This is a genomic window from Pseudomonas sp. HMSC066A08, from assembly GCF_001813025.1.
GTDB classification, from domain to species: domain Bacteria; phylum Pseudomonadota; class Gammaproteobacteria; order Pseudomonadales; family Pseudomonadaceae; genus Pseudomonas; species Pseudomonas aeruginosa.
Genome location: NZ_KV811293.1, coordinates 34,184 through 54,969 on the forward strand (window position 1 = coordinate 34,184; position 20,786 = coordinate 54,969).

18 protein-coding genes are annotated in these 20,786 nt (G+C 62.3%); 10 read left to right on the plus strand and 8 right to left on the minus strand.

The genetic code is table 11. From position 1 onward, the window contains the following. Window positions 1–40: 40 nt before the first annotated feature. The 7 genes from rbsK to HMPREF2886_RS11765 form a co-directional block, all read right to left on the minus strand. Window positions 41–967 (minus strand): ribokinase, encoded by a 927-nt coding sequence (gene rbsK, locus HMPREF2886_RS11735; protein WP_070747387.1) that lies wholly within the window; start codon window positions 965–967, stop codon window positions 41–43. Between the two features lie 53 nt (window positions 968–1,020). Continuing rightward, complete coding sequence (locus HMPREF2886_RS11740) at window positions 1,021–2,034, minus strand: LacI family DNA-binding transcriptional regulator (protein WP_033970237.1); 1,014 nt, start codon at window positions 2,032–2,034, stop codon at window positions 1,021–1,023. A 3-nt stretch (window positions 2,035–2,037) separates the two neighbouring features. Continuing rightward, window positions 2,038–3,036, minus strand: a complete 999-nt coding sequence (locus HMPREF2886_RS11745; RefSeq protein ID WP_033978665.1) for an ABC transporter permease — start codon at window positions 3,034–3,036, stop codon at window positions 2,038–2,040. Between the two features lie 23 nt (window positions 3,037–3,059). Beyond that, the gene (locus HMPREF2886_RS11750; protein ID WP_070747389.1) at window positions 3,060–4,592 is read right to left on the minus strand and encodes a sugar ABC transporter ATP-binding protein; all 1,533 of its coding nucleotides are present in this window, start codon (window positions 4,590–4,592) and stop codon (window positions 3,060–3,062) included. 21 nt (window positions 4,593–4,613) lie between these two features. Then, window positions 4,614–5,573, minus strand: a complete 960-nt coding sequence (locus HMPREF2886_RS11755) for a sugar ABC transporter substrate-binding protein (RefSeq protein WP_033970252.1) — start codon at window positions 5,571–5,573, stop codon at window positions 4,614–4,616. A 385-nt stretch (window positions 5,574–5,958) separates the two neighbouring features. Next, window positions 5,959–7,287 carry a sigma-54 dependent transcriptional regulator gene (locus HMPREF2886_RS11760; RefSeq protein ID WP_033978668.1) on the minus strand — a complete coding sequence of 443 codons (1,329 nt, stop codon included), beginning with the start codon at window positions 7,285–7,287 and terminating at the stop codon, window positions 5,959–5,961. Between the two features lie 135 nt (window positions 7,288–7,422). Then, window positions 7,423–8,910, minus strand: coding sequence for a RimK family protein (locus HMPREF2886_RS11765; RefSeq protein WP_033970256.1), 1,488 nt, complete (start codon window positions 8,908–8,910; stop codon window positions 7,423–7,425). A 190-nt stretch (window positions 8,911–9,100) separates the two neighbouring features. Here HMPREF2886_RS11765 and HMPREF2886_RS11770 point away from each other — a divergent pair, with 190 nt between their 5' ends. The 10 genes from HMPREF2886_RS11770 to HMPREF2886_RS11805 all read left to right on the plus strand — a co-directional run bounded on the left by HMPREF2886_RS11770 (window position 9,101) and on the right by HMPREF2886_RS11805 (window position 19,007). After that, window positions 9,101–10,198 carry a GNAT family N-acetyltransferase/peptidase C39 family protein gene (locus HMPREF2886_RS11770; protein ID WP_003113487.1) on the plus strand — a complete coding sequence of 366 codons (1,098 nt, stop codon included), beginning with the start codon at window positions 9,101–9,103 and terminating at the stop codon, window positions 10,196–10,198. Window positions 10,199–10,355: 157 nt separating this feature from the next. Beyond that, the gene (locus tag HMPREF2886_RS34995; RefSeq protein ID WP_003088290.1) at window positions 10,356–10,490 is read left to right on the plus strand and encodes a hypothetical protein; all 135 of its coding nucleotides are present in this window, start codon (window positions 10,356–10,358) and stop codon (window positions 10,488–10,490) included. A gap of 312 nt (window positions 10,491–10,802) precedes the next feature. Further along, window positions 10,803–12,698, plus strand: coding sequence for a di-heme-cytochrome C peroxidase (locus HMPREF2886_RS11775; RefSeq protein WP_070747391.1), 1,896 nt, complete (start codon window positions 10,803–10,805; stop codon window positions 12,696–12,698). Window positions 12,699–12,876: 178 nt separating this feature from the next. Beyond that, entirely contained in the window at window positions 12,877–14,016 is a 1,140-nt protein-coding gene (locus tag HMPREF2886_RS11780; protein ID WP_070747394.1) for a catalase family protein, read from the plus strand. Between the two features lie 25 nt (window positions 14,017–14,041). After that, window positions 14,042–14,179 carry a hypothetical protein gene (locus tag HMPREF2886_RS34600; protein WP_168172019.1) on the plus strand — a complete coding sequence of 46 codons (138 nt, stop codon included), beginning with the start codon at window positions 14,042–14,044 and terminating at the stop codon, window positions 14,177–14,179. Window positions 14,180–14,220: 41 nt separating this feature from the next. Continuing rightward, window positions 14,221–14,724 carry a TIR domain-containing protein gene (locus tag HMPREF2886_RS11785; RefSeq protein ID WP_070747397.1) on the plus strand — a complete coding sequence of 168 codons (504 nt, stop codon included), beginning with the start codon at window positions 14,221–14,223 and terminating at the stop codon, window positions 14,722–14,724. Between the two features lie 39 nt (window positions 14,725–14,763). Beyond that, complete coding sequence (locus tag HMPREF2886_RS11790) at window positions 14,764–16,227, plus strand: SIR2 family protein (RefSeq protein WP_070747399.1); 1,464 nt, start codon at window positions 14,764–14,766, stop codon at window positions 16,225–16,227. 137 nt (window positions 16,228–16,364) lie between these two features. Beyond that, the gene (locus tag HMPREF2886_RS11795; RefSeq protein WP_230964777.1) at window positions 16,365–16,802 is read left to right on the plus strand and encodes a toll/interleukin-1 receptor domain-containing protein; all 438 of its coding nucleotides are present in this window, start codon (window positions 16,365–16,367) and stop codon (window positions 16,800–16,802) included. 230 nt (window positions 16,803–17,032) lie between these two features. Beyond that, a complete protein-coding gene (locus HMPREF2886_RS33215) occupies window positions 17,033–17,947 on the plus strand; it encodes a toll/interleukin-1 receptor domain-containing protein (protein WP_128688811.1) in 915 nt (304 codons plus the stop codon). A gap of 136 nt (window positions 17,948–18,083) precedes the next feature. Then, on the plus strand, window positions 18,084–19,007 hold the full coding sequence (locus HMPREF2886_RS11805) for a hypothetical protein (RefSeq protein WP_256562511.1): 924 nt from the start codon (window positions 18,084–18,086) through the stop codon (window positions 19,005–19,007). A gap of 73 nt (window positions 19,008–19,080) precedes the next feature. On the opposite strand, the gene HMPREF2886_RS11810 is transcribed toward HMPREF2886_RS11805, so the two are convergent. Continuing rightward, window positions 19,081–20,256: a reverse transcriptase domain-containing protein gene (locus tag HMPREF2886_RS11810; RefSeq protein WP_256562512.1), complete on the minus strand. Its 1,176-nt coding sequence runs from the start codon at window positions 20,254–20,256 to the stop codon at window positions 19,081–19,083. Between the last annotated feature and the right edge of the window lie 530 nt (window positions 20,257–20,786).

The following is a 20,786-nucleotide window of genomic DNA, read 5'->3' on the forward strand; positions in this document are numbered from 1 at the left end:
CGCAGGGCGGATAACGCCGGTAGCAACGGCAGCGTCCCTCTCAAGCCTCGCCAGCGAGCGCCCGCTCGACTTCCCCGCGCGAGGGGATCGAGGTCTGCGCGCCGAGGCGGGTCACCGAGATCGCCGCGGCGGCCTGGCCGAAGCGGATCGCCGCCGCCTCGTCGAGGCCGCGCGCAAGGGCCGCGGCGAAGCCGCCGACGAAGGTGTCCCCGGCCGCCGTGGTATCCAGCGCCTTGACCCGCGCCACCGGGAAATGCTCGACCCGTCCTTCGCCCACCAACAGCGCCCCCTGTGCGCCGAGGGTGACGATCACCCTGCCGGCGCCCATTTCGCGCAGGCGCTCGGCGGCACGCCCGGCGCTCTCCGGGGAGTCCACCGGCAGGCGGCAGAGCAGTTCGCTTTCGGTCTCGTTGGGGACCAGGTAGTCCACCAGCGGCAGCCACTCCGCCGGCACGTCGCGGGTGGCCGGAGCCGGGTTGAGGATCACCGTCTTGCCCAGCGCATGGGCCCGGCGCAGCACATGGCCAACCGTCTCCAGCGGGCTTTCCAGTTGGCAGACCACCACCTGCGCCTGCTCCAGCAAGTGCTCGTGGCGCGCCAGGACGGCCGGCGACAGGTGGCCGTTGCCGCCGGCGACGATGACGATGGCATTCTGGCTGCTGTCGTCGACCACGATCAGCGCCACTCCACTGGACTCCCCGGCCACCCGCTCGACGCCCTGGCAGTCGATGCCCTCGGCCTGTAGCGCACGGTACAGCTGGTCGCCGTAGGCATCGTCGCCAAGGCAGCCGATCATCGCCACCTCCGCGCCGAGACGCGCCGCGGCGACCGCCTGGTTGGCTCCCTTGCCGCCGGGAATGGTGATGAAGGACTGCCCGGCGAGGGTCTCGCCGCCCCGTGGCAGACGCGGCGCGCGCACCACCAGGTCCATGTTCAGGCTGCCCACCACCAGTACTTTCGCTTGCATCGTTGCGTCCTTGTTCCAGCCTCTCTCTAGCGAGGGCGCCCCCGGCGCCCGGTTCAGACCCGCACCAGCGGCGGCGCGGTGGATTCGCGCAGGACCAGCGCCGGCGCCACCACCCGCCGCTGCATCGGCTCCTCGCGCTCGGCGATGCGTTGCAGCAGCAGTTGCGCGGCGATCTCGCCGAGCAGGCGGATCGACTGGCCCACGGTGGTCAAGGCGGGAAACACGAAGCGGCTCAGCTCGATATCGTCGAAGCCGATCACCGACAGCTCGTGCGGCACCCTGATATTCAGCTCCGCCGCGGCACGCAGCACGCCGATGCCGATCATGTCGTTACCGGCGACGATCGCCGTCGGTCGCTCACCCTCGCCGCCCAGCAGGCCGAACGCCGCGTGGTAGCCGCCGGGGCTGCTGAACTCGCTTTCCAGCAGCCACTGTGGGCGCACCTCCAGGCCGGCCTTGGCCATCGCCCGCCGGTAGCCCTCGACCCGCAGCGTCGAGACCTTGGTCGACAGCGGCCCGCCGATGCAGGCGATGTCGCGATGGCCCAGTTCGAGCAGGTGGCGGGTCGCCAGGTAGGCGCCCATCTCATGGTCGATCTGCACCCGGTCGGCTTCCACGCCTTCCACCTCGCGGTCGACGATCACGGTCGGCGTGCGCATGTTCGCCAGCCCCTTGGCCAGCGCGCCGTCGCCGCCGGCGGACGCCAGGACCAGGCCATCGATGCGTTTTTCCTGGAGCACGCGCAGGTAGTTGGCCTGCTTCTGCGGGTTGTCGTCGGAGTTGCAGAGGATCACGCAGTAACCGTTGCGCTCGCAGCAATCCTCGATGCCGCGCGACAGCTCGGCGAAATACGGGTTGGTGCTGTTCGGCACCAGCAGGCCGATGATCGAGGTGGTGCGCACCTTCAGCGAACGCGCCACCGCGCTGGGCACGTAGTGCAGCTGCGCGATGGCGTCCTCGACCTTCTTGCGCACCGCGTCGCTGACCGGCCGCGTCCTGTTCACCACATGCGATACGGTGGTGAAGGAAACCCCCGCCATCGCCGCCACGTCCTTCATTGTCGCCATCGTTCAGCCCTGTCTGCGGGCGCGATGGCTGCGGTAGGTATCCAGCACCACCGCTACCACGATCACCGCCCCGGTAATGATTCGTTTGGTCGGCTCCGACGCACCGATCTGCGCCAGCCCCGCCGCCAATACGGAAATGATCAGCACGCCGAAGAAGGTGCTGACCACCGAACCTCGCCCGCCCATCAGGCTGGTGCCACCGATCACCACCGCGGCGATGACCTGGAGTTCCAGGCCGACCCCGGCGTTGGGATCGGCCGCTTCCAGACGCGAGATCTGGAACAGCGCGGCCAACCCGGCGAGCAGCCCCATCAGGGCGAATACAGCAATCTTATAGGGTTTCGGGTTCACACCGGCCAATCGCACCGCTTCTTCGTTGGTGCCGATGCCGATCAGGTAGCGGCCGAACACCGTGCGGGTGAGCACCGCCTGGGCGGCGAACATCACCAGCAGGGCGATCACGAAGGCCGGCGAGATGCCGAACGCCAGCGGATTGGACAGCCAGGCATAGGCGTCGCCGATATAGGCCGTGCGCGAATCGGTCATCTGGTAGGCCAGCCCACGGGCCATCTCCAGCACGCCGAGGGACACGATGAACGAGGGAATCCGCCAGGCCACCGTGATCGAACCGGTGACGCAGCCGGCCAGGGTCGCGCAGGCCATCCCGAGCAGCGCCGCCGGCAGCACGCCCCAGCCCCAGCCGAGCGTCGCCAGGCTTACCGCCGAGGCCGCCAGGGCCAGCACCGAACCCACCGAGAGATCGATGCCGCCGACGATCAGGATCAAGGTCATGCCCACCGCCAGCACCACCAGGTCGGGGATCTGGTTGGCGATGGCGAGGAAGGTGCCATAGCTGAGGAAGTGGCTGCTCAGCGCCGAGAACAGCGCGATCATCGCCAGCAGCGCGCCGGCCAGGCCGAGGTAGGTGCCCAGGCCGAAATAGTTGCCGCGTCGCAGGGTTGGCGCTGCGGCGGCGGTAGCGGAAGACGTCGGGTCGCTCATTTCTGGTTCCTTGCGTTGCGTGTTCACGACGTCGCCAGCAGCGCGTCGCGTTTCTTGTAACCGGCGAAGGCCGCCGCCAGCAGCGCGTCCTGGGTCCAGGCCTCACGCTCGAAGGTGTCCACCAGGCGTCCCGCCGAGAGCACGCCGATGCGATCGCAGATCAGCATCAGCTCGCGCAGGTCGCTGGACACCACCACCAGCGCCTTGCCCCGGCGGGTCAACTCGGCGAGCAAGGCATAGATATCGAACTTGGCGCCGACATCGATGCCACGGGTCGGCTCGTCGAACAGCAGCACCTGGCAGTCGCGCTCCAGCCAGCGGCCGATCACCACCTTCTGCTGGTTGCCGCCGGACAGTTCGCCCACCGCCTGCGCGGTGTCCGCGCAGCGCACCCGCAGCGCCGCCACCTGGCGCCGCGCCAGGGCTTCCTCGCGGCGCCGGTCGATCACCCCGTGGCGCGCCAGCGCCGGCAGGTTGCCCAGGGCCAGGTTGGCGCTGATCGACTGGTCCAGCAGCAGGCCCTCGCCCTTGCGGTCCTCGGTAATCAGCGCCACCCCCTGGCGCACCGAGTCGGCCGGCGAACGCAGGCTCAGGCGCTGCGGCGGATCGCCGAGCAGGACCTGGCCACCGTCGGCGCGGTCGGCGCCGTAGATCAGGCGCAACAATTCGGTGCGCCCGGAACCGATCAGTCCGGAAATGCCGAAGATCTCCCCCGCGCGCACCTCGAACGACACCTCATGCACCTTGCCGCGCCGGCTCAGCCGCTCCACCCGCAGCAACGGCGCGCCGATCTGCCGTGTACCCAGGTCGAAGCGCTCACCCAGGTCGCGGCCGACCATCAGGGTCACCAGTCGGTCGGCGTCGTAACGTTCGATCGGCTCGACGCAGACCAGGCGGCCATCGCGTAACACCGCGATGCGCTGCGAAATCCGCGCCAGCTCTTCCAGGCGATGGGAGATGTAGACGATCGCCACGCCGCGTTCGCGCAGCCGCTCGACCTGCTCGAAGAGCATGTCCACCTCGCGCGCGGTAAGCATCGCCGTGGGTTCGTCGAGGATCAGCAAGCGGCAGTCGCCGATCAGGTTGCGTGCAATCTCGACCATCTGCTGGTGGCCGATGCCGAGGTCGCCGACCAGCGTGTCGGGATCGATCGCCTCCAGGCCGACCTGGGCCATCGCCTCGCGGGCCGCCGCGCGCAGGCGCCGACGGTCGATCCAGCCGGCGCGCCGGGGCAGGTCGTGGAGGAACAGGTTCTCCGCCACCGACAGGGTCGGCAGCAGGTTCAGTTCCTGCATCACCATGCGCACGCCCAGCGCCTCGGCCTCGCGGCGGCTAGCGGGGGCGTAGGGCCGGCCGAGGAGTTCCAGGCTGCCGGCGCCGGGACGCTCCAGGCCGCCGACGATCTTCGACAGGGTGCTCTTGCCGGCACCGTTCTCGCCGGTCAGGGCCAGCACCTCGCCGCCGAACAGTTGCAGGTCGATCTCCGCCAGCACCGGCTGCGCGTAGGTCTTGCCGACCCCGCGGATGCTCAGCAGCGGCAATGCGTCGCTAGACATGGGAAGGCTCCATCGGACGGCTCAGGGCGCGGTCACCAACTCGACAGGCGTCTCGACCACGCCGTCCTTCTCATGTTCCGGGGTTTGTCCGGCGAGCAGCTTGAGCGCGGTCTGGATACCGAACACCGCCTGCTTCGCGGCGAACTGGTCGGCAGTGGCCAGCACCCGGCCATCCTTGAGCATCGGCTTGATCGCCTGGATATTGTCGTAGCCGACCACCTTCACCTGCCCGGCGCGGCCCGCCGCGCGCACCGCCGATACCGCGCCGAGGGCCATGCTGTCGTTGCCGGCGAGCAGCGCCTTGAGGTCCGGATGCTCGTTGAGCATCGCCGAGGCCACCGCGTTGCCCTTCTCGATTTCCCAGTTGCCCGACTGCAAGGAGACGATCTTCATCCCCGCCGCTTCCATCGCATCCTTGAAGCCGGCGGTGCGCTGCTGGGCATTGGTGGTCGTGGAGACCCCTTCGATGATGCCGACCTCGTCGCCGGCCTTCAGTCGCTTCGCCAGGTACTCGCCGACCAGCCGCGCGCCCTTGCGATTGTCGGGCCCGACGAAGGGCACGCCGATCTTCTTCGCCTGCAGCACCTGCGGGTCGAAGCGGTTGTCGATGTTGATCACCACGATGCCGGCATCCAGCGCTTTCTTCACCACCGGCACCAGCGCCTTGGAATCGGCCGGCGCGATCACCAGTGCGTCGACCCCGGAAACGATCATCTGCTCGACGATGCGGATCTGGCTGGAGGTATCGGTCTCGTCCTTGATGCCGTTGGAAACCAGTTCGAACCGGTCGGCATGCTCCTTCTGGTAGGCCTTGGCGCCGTCCTCCATGGTCAGGAAGAACTCGTTCGCCAGCGACTTCATCACCAGCGCGATCCTGGGCTTCTCGGGAGTTTCCGCGTGGACGGCGGACAGGGGCAGGAACGAGGAACAGGCAGTCAGCACAACGGCAGCCAACAGGCGCCGGGAAGCGACCCGCTTCATGGTGTATCCTCCAGCTTTTCTTATCGTTTTACTGAGGCTTTTCCAGGATATTATCCATACGCAAACGTTTGCGTTAGGTGAATATGCGTCGATCTGACAGATTCTGTCAATCGCCACGAGCAACTGTCGCGAACCGGTCGGGATCGGTTGGATTCTAGTTCGCTACGGCTGGGAAACGCAGGATATTTTGCTTGGCCGGCACATCTGCCGCCGCCCTCTCCGTCGCCCTACGCAACCGGCCCTCCCGCGAACGCAGGGGAACATCCGCATGCCCACTCGCTCCCGTAGGGCGCATAACGCCACGGGCGTTATGCGCCGACTCCGCCGCAACGGCGGATAACCGAGACGCGCTCGTACGCCCTACGCGCCCGCCCACGGTGGCCGCTCAGCGCAACCGGTGCTTGTGCAACAGGCGGTAGAAGGTCGGCCGCGACACCCCGAGCATCCGCGCGGCCACGCTGAGGTTGTCGCCGTAACGGGCCAGCGCGTCACACATCGCCTGGCGCTCGGCGCAGAGTTTGTAGACCTCCAGGCTGGACAACGGCGGGCCGTCGCCGCGCGCGCATTCCAGGCCGAGGTCCTGGGCCTCGATCTGTCGCCCCTCCGCCAGGACCAATCCGCGACGTACCCGGTTGGCCAGTTCGCGGACATTGCCAGGCCAGGCATGCATCGCCATCGCCGCCAGCGCGTCCTCGCTGAAGCGACGCGGGCGGCGGCCGGTCTCCAGGCTGTAGAGCCGGGAGAAATGATTGGCCAGCAGCGGCAGGTCCTCGCTCCGTTCGCGCAATGGCGCGGTGCCGACCTGCAGGACGTTGAGCCGGTAGTAGAGGTCCTCGCGGAACGTCCCGGCGTCGATCGCCGCCTCCAGGTCGACATGGGTCGCCGCCAGCACCCGCACATCCACCTCGACCGGCCGGCTACCGCCGACCCGCTCGATCTGCTGTTCCTGGAGAAAGCGCAACAGGTTGGCCTGCAACTCCAGCGGCAGGTCGCCGATCTCGTCGAGGAACAGGGTGCCGCCGTCGGCCGCCTCGATCCGCCCGACCTTGCGCTGGTGCGCGCCGGTGAAGGCGCCCTTCTCGTGGCCGAACAGCTCGGACTGGATCAGGTGCTCGGGAATCGCCCCGCAGTTGATCGCGACGAACAGCTTGTCCGCGCGCCGCGACTGCCGGTGCAGGGTACGCGCGACCAGTTCCTTGCCGGTGCCGCTCTCGCCACGGATCAGTACCGGCGATTCGGTCGGCGCCAGCTTCGCCAGCAGCCGGCGCAGGTCGCGTACGGCCAGGCTCTCGCCGAGCAGTTCGTGCTCGCCCCCGGCATTGCCGGGCACCGTGCCACGCCCGCGCAGGCGGGCCATGCCGAAGGCGCGGCCGAGGGTCACCTGCACCCGCGCCATGTCGAACGGCAAGGTATGGAAGTCGAAGAACCATTCGCAGACGAAATCGCCGACGCCATTCACCGGCAAGGTGTCCGGGCTGAGCACGGCGATCCACTCGGTGCCGCTGCGGCTGATCAGGTCCTTCACCGTCTCCGGCCGTTCCAGGTGGAACGGCCGCAGGCGCAGCAGGCCGACGTCGCAGGCGCGTTCGCGCGCCGTTTCCAGCGCGCAGCTGTCCACTGCCCAACCCGCCTCGCGAAGTCCCGGCGTCAGGCGCCGGCAATCGTCGCACGGGTCCACCACCAGCAGACGGCGGAGGTTCGATGCGTCTGGCATGTTTGCTCCTTTGCGGCGCCAATTCTTTGAACCGTCATAGAAACGGCATGTTGGCGCTCTGAAAGGAAAATCTAGCAATTTTTTGACGCCCTGAAGTGAATCTTTGTTTATATCGCCAATGCCGAAATCGTCTTATCAGTCGTAGCCGCGACGCTTGACTTCCAGACGCCGGACGAACTCCTCCAGGACCAGCTTGTAGAGGTCGTCGCCGAGGTAGACATCCTCCACCCCGCAGTCGATGTTCGGGTTGTCGTTCACCTCGATCACCACCACCTTGTCACCGGCCTGCTTCAGGTCCACCCCGTAGAGGCCGTCGCCGATCAGGTTGGCGGTCTTCACCGCCAGCTCCACCACCTTGCGCGGCGCCTCGTGCACGGGCAGGGTGCGGAAATCGCCGCTGACCTCCTCGGCGTCCGGGCTGTGGTCGTAGATCTGCCAGTGGCCCTTGGACATGAAGTACTGGCAGGCGAAGATCGGCTTGCGGTTGAGCACGCCGATACGCCAGTCGTACTCGGTATAGAAGAACTCCTGGGCAAGGATCAGCACCGAGCGCTCGAACAGCTCGGCGCTGGCCGCCAGCAACTGCTCCTGGTCCTCCACCTTGATCACCCCGCGCGAGAAGCTGCCGTCGGGAATCTTCAGCACCAGCGGGAAGCCCAGGCGCTCGCCGACCTTCTCCAGTTCCTGCGGGTTCTCCTTGTAGAGAATCTCGGTGGCCGGCATGCCCAGCTTGTGGCTGCGCAGCAGGTCGGCCAGGTACACCTTGTTGGTGCAGCGCAGGATCGACACCGGGTCGTCCATCACCACCAACCCTTCGCTCTCGGCCTTCTTGGCGAAACGGTAGGTGTGGTCGGCGACATTGGTGGTCTCGCGGATGAACAGCGCGTCGTACTCGGCGATCCGCGAATAGTCCTTGCGCTCGATCAGGTCGACGTCGATGCCGAGGCTGCGGCCGACCCGCACGAAATTCTTCAGCGCCTTGGCGTCGGAGGGCGGGAACGCCTCGCCGGGGTCGTGGAGGATCGCCAGGTCGTAGCGGAACGGCTTGCGCGAACGCGGCTTGCGCCAGATCTGCCGGCTGAAGCTGTCCAGGGCGTTGGCGAAGAGGTCTTCCTGGTCCTCGCGCAGCTTGTGGATGGCGCCGGGCTTGATGCCCTCGATGTGCCAGGTGCGGTTGCGCTTGAACTCCACCAGCAGCAACGGGCAGGGAAACGCCTCGAACAGTTGTCGCGCCAGGTCCTGCAGCGGCTCGATGTCGGTACGGCCGAAATACAGGGTCAGGGTGAAACCATCGGTGCTGCCGTAGGGGTGCGCGGCCAGGGCCTTGTCCAGGGTGCGATCGAGATCTTCCAGGACCAGGCTGTACAGCGACTTCCTGGCCAGCTCGCTGATCGTCCGCACCGAGGGGATCACCTTGTGCCCGCGCGCCTCGGCGAGCAGCGAGCAGTAGTAGCCATGGCGCAGGTACTTGTAGTGCCGGCACAGGTTGATCACCTGGACCCGCTTGCCGGTGTCGTCGTCGATGGGCAGTTCCAGGTATTCCTGGGCGGTGACCACATCCTCGCTGGGGTAATAGGACGTCCAGTCTTCCTTGCGTTCCACGATGATGAACAGCTTGCTCACGACACCTCCCGGGGTGACAGCGAAACCACGGCGCATTCGGAACCGGCTTGCCGGCGCACGCATCCCGGCCAATACTCGGCGGGAATCCCTTGCGAAACCGCTCTATGGCGCCTGCCAGCAAACCGAAGCGTACAGCATCCATTACAGCACGCCTGCGCGGAAGTTCCCGCCCGCGGCCGTGGAGACCGCTATGAACCTGACCCTCCGCCCGGCCGGCGTGGACGACCTGTCCGCCCTGGTCGAGCTGGAAAATCGCTGCTTCGACTACGATCGCCTGTCCCGCCGCAACTTCCAGTGGATGCTCACCCGCGCCCACGCCAGCCTGACGGTAGCCGAAGGCGACGGCGGCGTGCTCGGCTACGCCCTGGTGCTGTTCCACGAAGGCACCTCGCTGGCCCGCCTCTACTCCATCGCCATCGACCCGCGCGCCCGCGGCATCGGCCTCGGCCAGAAGCTGCTGGAAGCCGCCGAGCAGGCCGCGCGGGACAACGACCGCGCCTACATGCGCCTGGAAGTGCGCCCGGACAACCGTGGCGCCATCGCCCTCTACGAGCGCAACGGCTACCGTCCCTTCGCCACCGTGCGCGACTACTACGAGGACCACAGCGAAGCGCTGCGCTTCGAGAAACGCATCCGCAACCCCGGCCACGACCAGCGCCGCCACGTGCCCTTCTACCGGCAGACCACCGATTTCACCTGCGGCCCGGCCTGCCTGCTGATGGCCATGGGCGCGCTGCAACCGGAGCGCCAGTTGACCCGCCGCGAGGAGCTGCGCCTGTGGCGCGAGGCGACCACCATCTACATGACCGCCGGGCACGGCGGCTGTAGCCCCCAGGGCCTGGCGCTGGCCGCCTGGCGGCGCGGCTTCCGGGTCAAGCTGGTGCTGTCCGCCGGCGGCCCGCTGTTCCTCGACGGCGTACGCAACGAAGACAAGAAGGCGGTGATGCGCCTGGTCCACGAGGACTTCTGCGAGGAACTGGACGCCTCGGGCGTCGAGCAGAAGCGCTCGGCCAGGCTCGACATCCCGCGCCAGCTGGCCCGGGGCGGCCAGCCGCTGGTGCTGATCAGCAGCTACCGCCTGACCCGCTCCAAGGCCCCGCACTGGGTGCTGGTCACCCACTACGACGAGGACTTCGTCTACCTCCACGATCCCGACGTCGACCACAGCCAGCACCGCCAGCCGCTGGACTGCCAGCACATCCCGGTAAGCCACGCCGAGTTCGACAAGATGAGCCGCTTCGGCCGCAGCAAGCTGCGCGCGGCGGTGATCCTGTTCAACCCGGAATGAGCCGCATCGCCCCGCCCTGCGGCGGGGAGATGTTCTCGCCTATCAATCAATTCCATCGATAGTGGCTAGTGAGACTATCCATTTTTCATTCGCCAACGCCGATGTTTACATAGTCGCCAGATCCCCGAATAACCAGAACGGAACTGGAGACGACACCATGAGCTACTCCGCCAAATCCTTCTCGGCCCTGATCAATGCCATGCGCGCCGACGGCATCACCCGCCTGGAACAACTGGCCCGCCAGCCCTTCCGCAACGCCCAGGGCTTCTGGAGCGCGGAGGCGAAGAAATGAAAGCCCTGCTCGACCGCCGCACCGATCCCACCTGGATGCTCTACGCCGCAATCATCGCCTGGCTGGCCTTCTCCGGTCTCTGACCGGCAGGCCGCCGGCGCCTCGCCCTGCCGTTCCAAGACGCTCCGGCGTCCCGCCTTTCTCCGGTGAAATACCGAGTTTTCGTCGCCAATATCGCCAGGCGAGGCCTGCACAAACGTTTCACCCGTTCGCTGTCAAGAAAACCTTGTCAAAAAAGCTGATAGCAGCTTGCCAATATGCCAACGCCTTGGCATAACGGTGCCCAAAAAAGGCCTACAAGGACGTTTCCTGATGCGCACCGTGAAAAAGGCTCTGCTGGTTGTCGGCGTGATCGTGCTGGCGGTCGTCGGGGTGGTGGTCTACTACGTCGCCAATCCCAACCTCCCCCACTACCAGGCGCCGAGCGAGGTACGCTACCTGCCGCAATGGAAGGACGAGGCCCGCCAGCGCTTCTACTACACCCCCCAGGGTACCCTGGTGAAGGGCCTGCACTACGACTGGTTCACCGCCCTCGAACTGCCCTTCTCCGAAGAACCCTTCGCCGCCCCCGAATACCTCGCCCGCTTCGGCTTCCTCGTCGATCCGCAGCAGAAAGCCAGCGACCTCAACCCCGGCAACCTGCCGGTGGGCTTCAGCCAGCACCGCGACGAGAAGACCGGCACCCGCTACCTGGACATCACCTGCGCCGCCTGCCACACCGGCGAACTGCGCTACCAGGGCAAGTCGCTGCGCATCGACGGCGGCGCCGCCATGCACTCCATCGCCGCCACCGTGCCGACCCTGCGCGGCGGCGCCTTCGGCCAGGCGCTCGGCGCGAGCATGGCCGCCACCTACTACAACCCGTTCAAGTTCAACCGCTTCGCCAGGAAAGTCCTCGGCGAACGCTACGAACAGGACAAGTCGCAACTGCGCGCCGACTTCAAGGCCGTGCTCGACACCCTCCTGCGCACCGCCTGGAACGACACCCGCCGCCACCTCTACCCCACCGAGGAAGGCCCCGGCCGCACCGACGCCTTCGGGCGCATTGCCAACAGCGTCTTCGGCGATGCCATCGACCCGGGCAACTACCGCGTCGCCAACGCCCCGGTGAGCTATCCGCAGGTCTGGGACATCTGGAAATTCGACTGGGTGCAATGGAACGGCTCGGCCATGCAGCCGATGGCGCGCAACATCGGCGAGGCCCTCGGTGTCGGCGCGCGCCTGCAGATCTTCGACGAGCACGGTCAGGCGCTGCAGGGCGAGCAGCGCTACGCCTCCAGCGTACGCCTGCACGACCTGCACGCCCTGGAAGAAACCCTGCAACAACTGAAACCGCCGACCTGGCCGGAAGACCTCTTCGGCCGCATCGACCTGCAACGCGCTTCCCAGGGCCGCGCCCTGTTCGAAGCCAACTGCGCCTTCTGCCATGCGCCCAAGGTGCAACCGGCGGAATACGCCGCCCCCGGACGCAATCCCGAGTGGCGCATGCACATGGTGCCGACCGAGGTGATCGGCACCGACCCGACCACCGCCGACAACATCGCCGACCACCGCTACGACCTGCGCAAGCTCGGCTGGAGCGTCGACGAACTGGCGCGGATGAACGTCCAGCTGATCGGCGCCGATCCGCAGCAACTCGACCTCTCGCAACTGTCCTCGGCCAAGGGCCTGGCCTACATCACCGCCTTCGTCGAGCAGCGCGCCTACCGGGACGCCGGCATCCCGCCGGAACAGCAGAAGACCATGAACGGCTTCGACCTGCCGATCGGCGTACAGGAACTGCGCGCCTACAAGGCCCGCCCGCTGGACGGCGTCTGGGCGACCCCGCCGTTCCTGCACAACGGCTCGGTGCCCAACCTGTTCCAGCTGCTCTCCCCGGCCGCCGAACGCTCGCCGCAGTTCTACGTCGGCACCTTCGAATTCGATCCGAAATTCGTCGGATTCCGCACCGAGAAATTCCCCGGCGGCTTCCTCCTCGACACCCGTCTCACCGGCAACCGCAACAGCGGCCACGAATTCCGCGACGGCTGCCGGCAGAACGGCGTGATCGGCCGCGCCCTCAGCCCGGAAGAACGCTGGGCGCTGGTGGAATACCTGAAGGTGCTCGGCAACCCCGAATTCGAGCGCCGCCTGGTCCCGGCCCAGACCCCACCCTGGACGCCCGGCCCGAAATGCCCGGCGCCGGAGCAACGGACCGCGCAACGCTGAACCTGGGAAATGGAGAAGCGCGAGGCATGGCGCCGCCGCCCCTCTCCACCCCGAGCAGCCCCTCTCCCTCCAGGGGGGACGCCTAGCCAGAGGACGGGGAGAAGCCATCGTGGCGCACTCCCCGCCCAAGAAGAATAAAAGCCCACAGCCAACGCACACCACCAAGGACACCCACTCCATGCGCGCACTCCTCACCCACGCCTGGCTGTTCCTCGGCAAATGGCTCGGCCACCTGCTCCTCCTGCTGCTGGCCGTCGGCCTCGGCGGCTGGGCCATCGGCAGCCTCTACTACGCCTGGAAATTCTCCGGCCCGGTGTCCGCGGAAGAGCAGATCGCCCCGGACGAAGCCCGCATCACCCAGGCGATCATCCAGGACGCCATCCGCGTGGTCGAACAGCACCGCGACAACACCCGCGTCCTGCGCGATGCCCACGCCAAGGCCCACGGCTGCGTGAAGGCCGAGTTCAAGGTACGCGCCGACCTCGACCCGACCCTGCGTCGCGGCGTGTTCGCCGAAGCGGGCAAGAGCTGGAACGCCTGGGTGCGCTTCTCCAACGGCAACGCCTACCCGCAGTTCGACAGCAAGAACGACGCGCGCGGCATGGCCATCAAGCTGCTCGACGTGCCCGGCGAAAAACTCCTGCCCGGCCGCGGCCATGACAGCGAGCAGGACTTCGTCATGTTCAACCAGCCGGTGTTCTTCATCCGCGACATCGCCGAATACCGGCAGAACTTCGCCGCCCAGGCCGACGGCAAGAAAGCCCTGGCCTTCTTCCCCAACTGGAACCCCACCAGCTGGGAACTGCGCCACCTGCTGATCGCCCTACGCACCCTCGCCCCCGCCCCGGACAGCCCGCTGCACGCCGGCTACAACGGCATCTCGCCGTACAAGCTGGGCGAACACAACATCAAGTTCCGCGTCGTCCCCGCCCCGGAGAAATGCCCGGCCTACCAGCTACCGAAGCAGAACCAGGACCTGCCCAACTTCCTCCGCGCCGCCCTGTACCAGCAACTCTCCATCGACCGCGCCCCCGCCTGCTACGCCTTCCAGGTGCAGCGCCAGGACCCGGACAAGTACATGCCCATCGAAGACACCAGCATCGAATGGAAGGAGTCGGACGCGCCCTTCGCTACCATAGCCGACATCATCGTGCCAGCTCAGGATTTCGATAGCCGGGAACAGAACCTGTTCTGTGACAACCTTTCGTTCAACCCCTGGCACGCGCTGCCGGCGCATCGGCCGATCGGCGGGATCAACCGGTTGCGGAAGGCGGTTTACGAGGCGGTCAGTAGGTATAGGTTGGGGAGGAATGGATGAGGGGTTGAGGAGAAGGTGGCTGCGTATGACGTCTCTCATTGGTATTGATTTCGCCAATTTGGACTGGCAGAAAACGGCCAAAAGCGGCCACGAGCAACCATCAAAAGCGGCTGCGGAGCTAGGAGCGATTCAACTTGTGGATTCGCTCTTTCCAATCAGTTAGGTTTGATCAAAGTCATCCGTACCCCAAGAAGGAGCTATGCAATGGCAAGGAATGTTTTCTTCAGCTTCCACTTCAAGAATGATTTTTGGCGCACCCAGCAAGTTCGGAACATCGGTGCATTGGATGGTCAGAAGCTCTATACGCCGAACGAGTGGGAAGAGGTCAAGAAAAAGGGTAATGCAGCAATTGAAAAGTGGATTGATGACAGCCTTGTAGGGAAGTCATGCGTAGTCGTGCTGGTGGGCTCCGAGACCGCAAGCCGACCATGGGTGGTGAACGAAATCATCAAGGGTTGGAACGCGGGCAAGGGCGTCGTGGGCATTCGCATCAACAAGCTTCTAGATACCAATGGAAACTCTTCGATGGCGGGCTCCAACCCTTTCGATCTGGTCACACTGAAGAACGGTACTGTGAACCTTTCGAACTATGCCAAGCTGATCACCCCCGTAGGGGTCGACAGCAAAGCGGTCTACGCATCGATCCAGGAGAGCATTGAGCAATGGATCGAGGATGCCATTGCCGTCCGGAAGAACTACAAGCCGTGAGGTCTGGAGCAATCTCCGCGCATTTGATGAGTGCTGACCATGACTAAAGCGGCTTTGAACCGATTCCTCAATGAGTACCCTGATGCGCTGAACGATGGTGTGGGGGCGATTTTCGTTGGTGCCGGCGTCTCAATGGCGGCGGGTTACCCTTCCTGGTCAGAGCTGCTCAGTGACATCGCTGTAGAGCTTGAGGTTGACTCGAAGAACGTCCACGACCTGGCGGCGCTGGCTCAATGGAGCATCCTGGAAAATGGTGGTGCCACACGCGTCCGTAATGTCATCAAGAACGAGATAGGCCCTGACAAACCTATCCCCGAGACGGTTGAGATCATCTCGCGGCTACCGGTCAGACATATCTGGACGACCAACTACGACCGCTTGATAGAGCGTGCATTTGAATCCATTAGCCGGCCGCTCAACCCCATATCCGGCTCCAAAGATCTCGCCCTTAGGGTGACACCTGGCGCAGCGCTGCTCTACAAGATGCATGGTTCTGTGGATCGCCTCGACGATGTCGTCATCTCCACGGACGACTACGAGCTGTTTCGTTCAAAACGAGGCCAGTACCTACCGCTGTTTCAAGCGCACCTGACCAGCATGTCCATGCTGTTCATCGGCATCAGCTTCACCGACCCCAATGTTCGGCATGTCCTATCGCTGATTCGGGAAAGCTTCACCGATGCGCCGCCCGAGCACTTCGCCATCGTGCGTGCGCCGCAGAGGGCCGACTTCACGACCGAAGGGGAATTCGCAGCGCGCAATGCTCAGCACAAGCTGTGGGCGAAAGATCTGAAACGCTATGGCTTGTTGGCGGTAGAGGTCAGTGACTATGCCGAAATTCCGGCGCTTCTACGTCAGATTGAAAAGCGAGTCGCTGCGCGCAGAATCTGGGTGAGTGGCAGCTGGCCTCTTGAGCGGGGAGGTTCCGAGTCAGCCGACATTCATGCACTGGCCGAGGACATTGGCCGGCAGATTGGTGAGACAGGGCGCCACCTGGTGACTGGTGCAGGCCTGTTGGTTGGATCGGCGTCATTGTCGGGGTTCTTGGGAGCGCTGCGGCAAGGCGGCGGATGGGATCTCGAGCGACGGCTGATCGCCAGGCCCTTTCCTCAACCCCTGGCGGGAGCCCAGCCCAACAACGAAGAATGGGCTGCGCTGCGGCTGGAGCTTGCGCGACAAGCTGGTATCGCCATTTTCATTGGCGGTGCGAAGCTGGCCGGCGACAAGTTGGAGGTCGCTCAAGGCGTGGAACAAGAGTTTGAAGTTGCCAAGGCGGCAGGGGTATTTCTGCTTCCGGTAGGGGCGTCTGGTGGCGCTGCGCAGAAAATCAGTGACCTGCTGTTGGGATCAGAGCTCTCCTCATCTGGTCAGGACGCTGTAAGGCCCACGGATAAAGAACTGAAAGTACTTTCTGCTCCAGGATTCCTGGATAGCAAAGTTGGGCGGCGCAAGCTCGTTTCCCTAGTTTTTGAGATCATTGACCGAATAGCTCATGCTACGTGAGTGCCCCAAGTAGAAAGGATTCGATGGCAAGGAACGTTACCACGGCCGAACTTCGAGCTTTTACAGCAAACAGATCGCAAAGTGGCCGCGAGCAGCTTCTAAGATCCAATGCATCAAGCAGTGGCACGAGCACATTCTTGTCGCACTCCAGCAAAGATCACGAACTGTTGGAGGGAGCGATGGAGGTGCTTCACAACCACGGTGCACGGGTCTATATCGATGAAATTGACCCTGAAATGCCGCCCTACACCTCAGCAGAAACTGCTGCCTTACTTAAGCAGCGCATTAGTCAAACAAGACGCTTTGTTCTGCTGACCACTGAGAAGAGCAAAGACAGTCGGTGGGTTCCCTGGGAGTTGGGCATTGCGGATGGCGAAAAGGGTTTGATGAAAATCGCCCTGTTTCCAGCATCTGACAGCACCTACGATGACAATTGGACGAATTGGGAGTATCTCGGCTTGTACCATCGAATCGCTTGGGGAAAACTTTCAGGGTACGAGAAAGAGCTGTGGATGGTGCTTGATACTAAAGCAAATACAGCCGTAACGTTGAGAGATTGGCTTTCGGGATATTGAATTCTTGGCGGCCGATAACTGACGGTCGACAACAGTACGTATAGCTTTTGGTTTTGCATTCCTTCAAAGACATTGTTACGCAGTGTGTTAGCCTCGAAGAACGCTAGGTTGCCGAACAATGCCAAAATCTTAGCAAGGCAGAATGAATCACAGCAACTAGGACGTTTAGGCATATTTTGAATATTTTGTTGGGGAGCCGCAGGCTCGCTACGTAAACGGGAATTGAATGCATGAGTGCCGATCTATTTATCTCTTACGCGTGGACATCAACAGCCCATCGAGATTGGGTTCGCTTGCTTGCTAGTCAACTCCATTTGCTCGGCTACGTCGTAAAAATTGATGAGGCAGTAGATTATGGATCAAGTCTGCATGGTTTCATGCGAGAGGTTACAGAGTCCGCTCATGTTCTTTTGATTGTCGACGAGAATTATGTTGATCGAGCTAATAATAAGCCAAAGTCTGGGGTTGGCATTGAGACGGAATGGGTAAGTAGGGCTTTTATGGGCAAGCCAGCCAATTGGTTGTCAGTTATATTCGTCCGAAACCCCGAGCGTATATTGCCTAACTGGCTCAATGATCATAATCCTAAGGGTTTTGACTTTAATTCCAGTCCTGAAAATAACGAGTTTCCCGGGTCGATTCAGATAGACGAGCTCTGGCGATGGGTTGAAGGGCTGCCGGCTGACAAGACTCATGCCGTCCCATTGTCTTTGGTTCGAAAACGCGCAGCACGCCTTGAGCGTGTTGATGCTCTTCGCGACCCAGCTCTTTACGCGAATCCCGCCCTTAATGGACGTGTGACCTTTCGCTATAGAAACCATGCCCACTACACGGTTGGCCACGGGGAGTTCGAATTCAAAATCAACTTCAGTGGGCATTCCAACAACAGTATCCAGGTGTACATAGATAGCGGCTTGAAAGCGGTTGGCCTGATTGTTGGTCCGGATTTTGACCCGCTCACTGTAGAGTCTTTCATAACACCGGGTCGCATTGTCAACCCAGTTTTGGGGCAGAAAGCAGTCCTATTAAACTCGTACGGAGTTCTGTGTATCATCACAATTGATGAGGTGCAGCGTGAGGTCAACGCACAAGAGTATGTTCCAGAGCATGTGACGTTCACTTATGAAATTCTGGTTAGGGATTAGGGACTGCAGGTAAAATTAAATGGTAAACATCGCCGCTACAAGGCCTCATCGCTGCGCAACTTGTTGCGAGCTTGCAGTAATGGGCCGCTAGGCAGCTGCGCTTCTTCGGCCAACTAAACAGCCGTTCGATGAAGCCATGTCTGGCCTGTTGATCTTCTCTGACGATGGCTATGGGGCACTTGTAGCCCTTCATGTCAGGCAGCAATCGGTCGTTTTCTGCCTTCGCTCGCAGGCAGCATTTGGCCGCATTGAGCCTGTCGCAACAGGCAGGAGGCGGCCAGAAGCAGTCATTCGAATCGACTATAAAAGAGGGGACGATTCATTGTTTATCCCGAGCTGTGATAACAGAGAGGATGCCATTAGATCTCTTGCTGAAATCTATGCAGTTCCCACTGAGGAAATCGATAGAGTTCTTCGAAATCCTGAAGTGCAACAAATCGCTGAGATTTATTCTGAGATTGATACGAGGAGCTTCCATTTTTTTGTATGCCACCTGCTGAAAGCCTCTCCTCGCACTGATATCACCCAAGCTTATTACTACCATTCGACAAGCTACGATGGCTGCACCTCATGGTTTGATGAGGGCCTCCTAGGTTCGTCGCAAGGTGTAGAGCGCTTCTTAGAAAAAATCACCGAGTGGATTCCTCCTGAGAAGCAATCACTTGCGAAGCAGGTGGCTAAGGGAATCGTTAAGCGTCGCAGCGAGTTTGAGGGCTACGCACCCGAGATGTGTGGCCCCTACGCTTGGAATACTTTCACCGCGGCCAGCTCTAGCTCAAATGGAATTCGCTATCGGGTTCCAGAGGCTATTCAGGATCTGTGGTCTTCCAGCTTTTGTGGTGGTGGAGGGGTGGTCGACTTGTCGGAAATCATCGAGGAGAGGCTGAGGCCCGTTGTAGTCAAGTTCAAAGGAGGGGTCTCGAACATTGACGACTACTCCGCCACGCTCTGGGCCTATTTATTATCAGATGATGGTGAGTGCCACCTTAAACATACCTTTACAGGTAATGGGCTTGCTATACCTCGCGAGGACATTGCTGAACTCATTGACGTCGGTTAATTGCGACTTAGGAGAAGCTGGCTGTATAGGCGCGGCTGCCCATGGGGGGCAGCTCTCGGGCATCAGGAGCAATTTAGCCTTGGATGTCAGTCAGGAGGCGTACGCCCAAGATTCTTCTTTGCGCTGCGCTGTCGGACTTGGCCAGAACAGCAGTCTTCTCTGCTTCAAGCTGAGCAAGTTTTTTTGAAATAAAATCATCCAGCGCGCTCATGCTGTGGGTGCCATTGCAAAACGTGAAAGCTTTTCCCCACCCTAGGATGATTTTGTCGATCCGGAAAAGAGCGGATGAGTATGCGTACTTCCCGTCGCCGTCGTGGTACTGGGCGTTATAGCGTAGGGCATGTGAAGCAGCGACGAACTCGGCGTCCAACTTTTCCCTGAATCGTTTGCGTGTCGCTTCGCTAGGCTGTACCAAACCCGGAGAGACATTGCAGCCCAAGAAATCGAACCCCTTCTGGGTGGCTCCGCGGGAGGCCTTTGCTTTGTCTGTCCGTGGGTCGTAAGCCTCCAGCCCAATCTTGCTCAGCACTTTCAACGATCTGTTGAATGCTTTGTCTACATCACTAAGAGTTGCCCCAAGCAGCAAAAAGTCATCGATGTAGCGTAGGCATGTAATGCCGTCTGAGTTCATTTCTAGATCGAAGTCGGCCAGGTAGATGTTGGCTATCAGGGGGGACAATGGAGATCCTTGAGCCACTCCCTCGATTCCGATTGGAAAAATCTCGGCCAGCTCCTTCCTTCTGAGGTCGTCGATATTGGCTAAGTCCGTTTTGATGGCTTCCTCAAAAAGCTTGAGGGTAGCCTCACAGTTCAGATGCGGCCGCAGAAGCTCTAGAACCCGGTCTTTGTTGATTTTGGTGAAGAAGGCGGGGATGTCTGACCGAATGTGGAATCGTGCCCCCGCACGCATTGCTTCTCTCGCGTCAGAGATGGCCATGGCTACACGTTTTTCGGGAATGCCACCATAGCTTGTGGAAGTACCAAGAACTCGCTTAACAAAGCGGACGCGTCGCTGCAAAACGTCGAGAATGGCTCGCTGGACAATACGATTCGGGATAGGAGCTAGAACCAAGGGGCGGGATTTCCCGCCTGGCTTCTTCTGTGCGACGCCAGTTTGCTGGAGGAATATAAATGCTTGTTTCGATAGAGCGCGCTGAATATCGATCAAGGAGTCAGGGAGCCGGCTTTCGAAATCTTCAGCCTCCCGTTTGATTTCATCAGAGGAGGAGAAGATGGCGCTACTACGCACCTTTCTCCAGGCGCCGTAAAGCGTTCGTTGGCTGCAAATGTCCTTATATAGCCTACTCAAAGCTACTCCTTGTGTTGTTGGGCAACACCAGTTCGCTCTCACCCAACTGCTACAGGGACTCACTACCTACGGGAGACCCAGATACCAGAACGGCTATCTTGGTCGCGACCCGAACAGCGCCCTCCGAAGAGAGATCGCTGCCGTCTGGCAAACTGGCTTCACCGCCGCCTGGCGGCTCGACCAGCAAGCAAACGAAGCAGAGGGCAGCTAGAAACAGCTTGGCTGCCGCGCGCGCCGAATTGGCACGTTTTTGCATGGACGCATCTTTGCCTCCTGGGCGTCTGGGGCACGATGAATCGTACCTTTTTCGGCCCCTCGGTCAACCACGCCTCACGCGGTCGGACAACGAGCGCCGCACTGAAAATAAAGCTGCCAACCGTCTGGCGTGCCCATTGAAAGGACAGAGTTACGGTCGTTGAAGCAGCAGTCGGGCGACACTCACTACCTACGGGAGACCCAGATACCAGAAC

Bases quoted from the DNA above. Each gene is read 5' to 3' on its own strand.
- rbsK (WP_070747387.1), bottom strand. From the start codon at position 967: ATGCAAGCGAAAGTACTGGTGGTGGGCAGCCTGAACATGGACCTGGTG.
- HMPREF2886_RS11740 (WP_033970237.1), bottom strand. From the start codon at position 2,034: ATGGCGACAATGAAGGACGTGGCGGCGATGGCGGGGGTTTCCTTCACC.
- HMPREF2886_RS11745 (WP_033978665.1), bottom strand. From the start codon at position 3,036: ATGAGCGACCCGACGTCTTCCGCTACCGCCGCCGCAGCGCCAACCCTG.
- HMPREF2886_RS11750 (WP_070747389.1), bottom strand. From the start codon at position 4,592: ATGTCTAGCGACGCATTGCCGCTGCTGAGCATCCGCGGGGTCGGCAAG.
- HMPREF2886_RS11755 (WP_033970252.1), bottom strand. From the start codon at position 5,573: ATGAAGCGGGTCGCTTCCCGGCGCCTGTTGGCTGCCGTTGTGCTGACT.
- HMPREF2886_RS11760 (WP_033978668.1), bottom strand. From the start codon at position 7,287: ATGCCAGACGCATCGAACCTCCGCCGTCTGCTGGTGGTGGACCCGTGC.
- HMPREF2886_RS11770 (WP_003113487.1), top strand. From the start codon at position 9,101: ATGAACCTGACCCTCCGCCCGGCCGGCGTGGACGACCTGTCCGCCCTG.
- HMPREF2886_RS34995 (WP_003088290.1), top strand. From the start codon at position 10,356: ATGAGCTACTCCGCCAAATCCTTCTCGGCCCTGATCAATGCCATGCGC.
- HMPREF2886_RS11775 (WP_070747391.1), top strand. From the start codon at position 10,803: ATGCGCACCGTGAAAAAGGCTCTGCTGGTTGTCGGCGTGATCGTGCTG.
- HMPREF2886_RS11780 (WP_070747394.1), top strand. From the start codon at position 12,877: ATGCGCGCACTCCTCACCCACGCCTGGCTGTTCCTCGGCAAATGGCTC.
- HMPREF2886_RS34600 (WP_168172019.1), top strand. From the start codon at position 14,042: ATGACGTCTCTCATTGGTATTGATTTCGCCAATTTGGACTGGCAGAAA.
- HMPREF2886_RS11785 (WP_070747397.1), top strand. From the start codon at position 14,221: ATGGCAAGGAATGTTTTCTTCAGCTTCCACTTCAAGAATGATTTTTGG.
- HMPREF2886_RS11790 (WP_070747399.1), top strand. From the start codon at position 14,764: ATGACTAAAGCGGCTTTGAACCGATTCCTCAATGAGTACCCTGATGCG.
- HMPREF2886_RS33215 (WP_128688811.1), top strand. From the start codon at position 17,033: ATGAGTGCCGATCTATTTATCTCTTACGCGTGGACATCAACAGCCCAT.
- HMPREF2886_RS11805 (WP_256562511.1), top strand. From the start codon at position 18,084: ATGTCTGGCCTGTTGATCTTCTCTGACGATGGCTATGGGGCACTTGTA.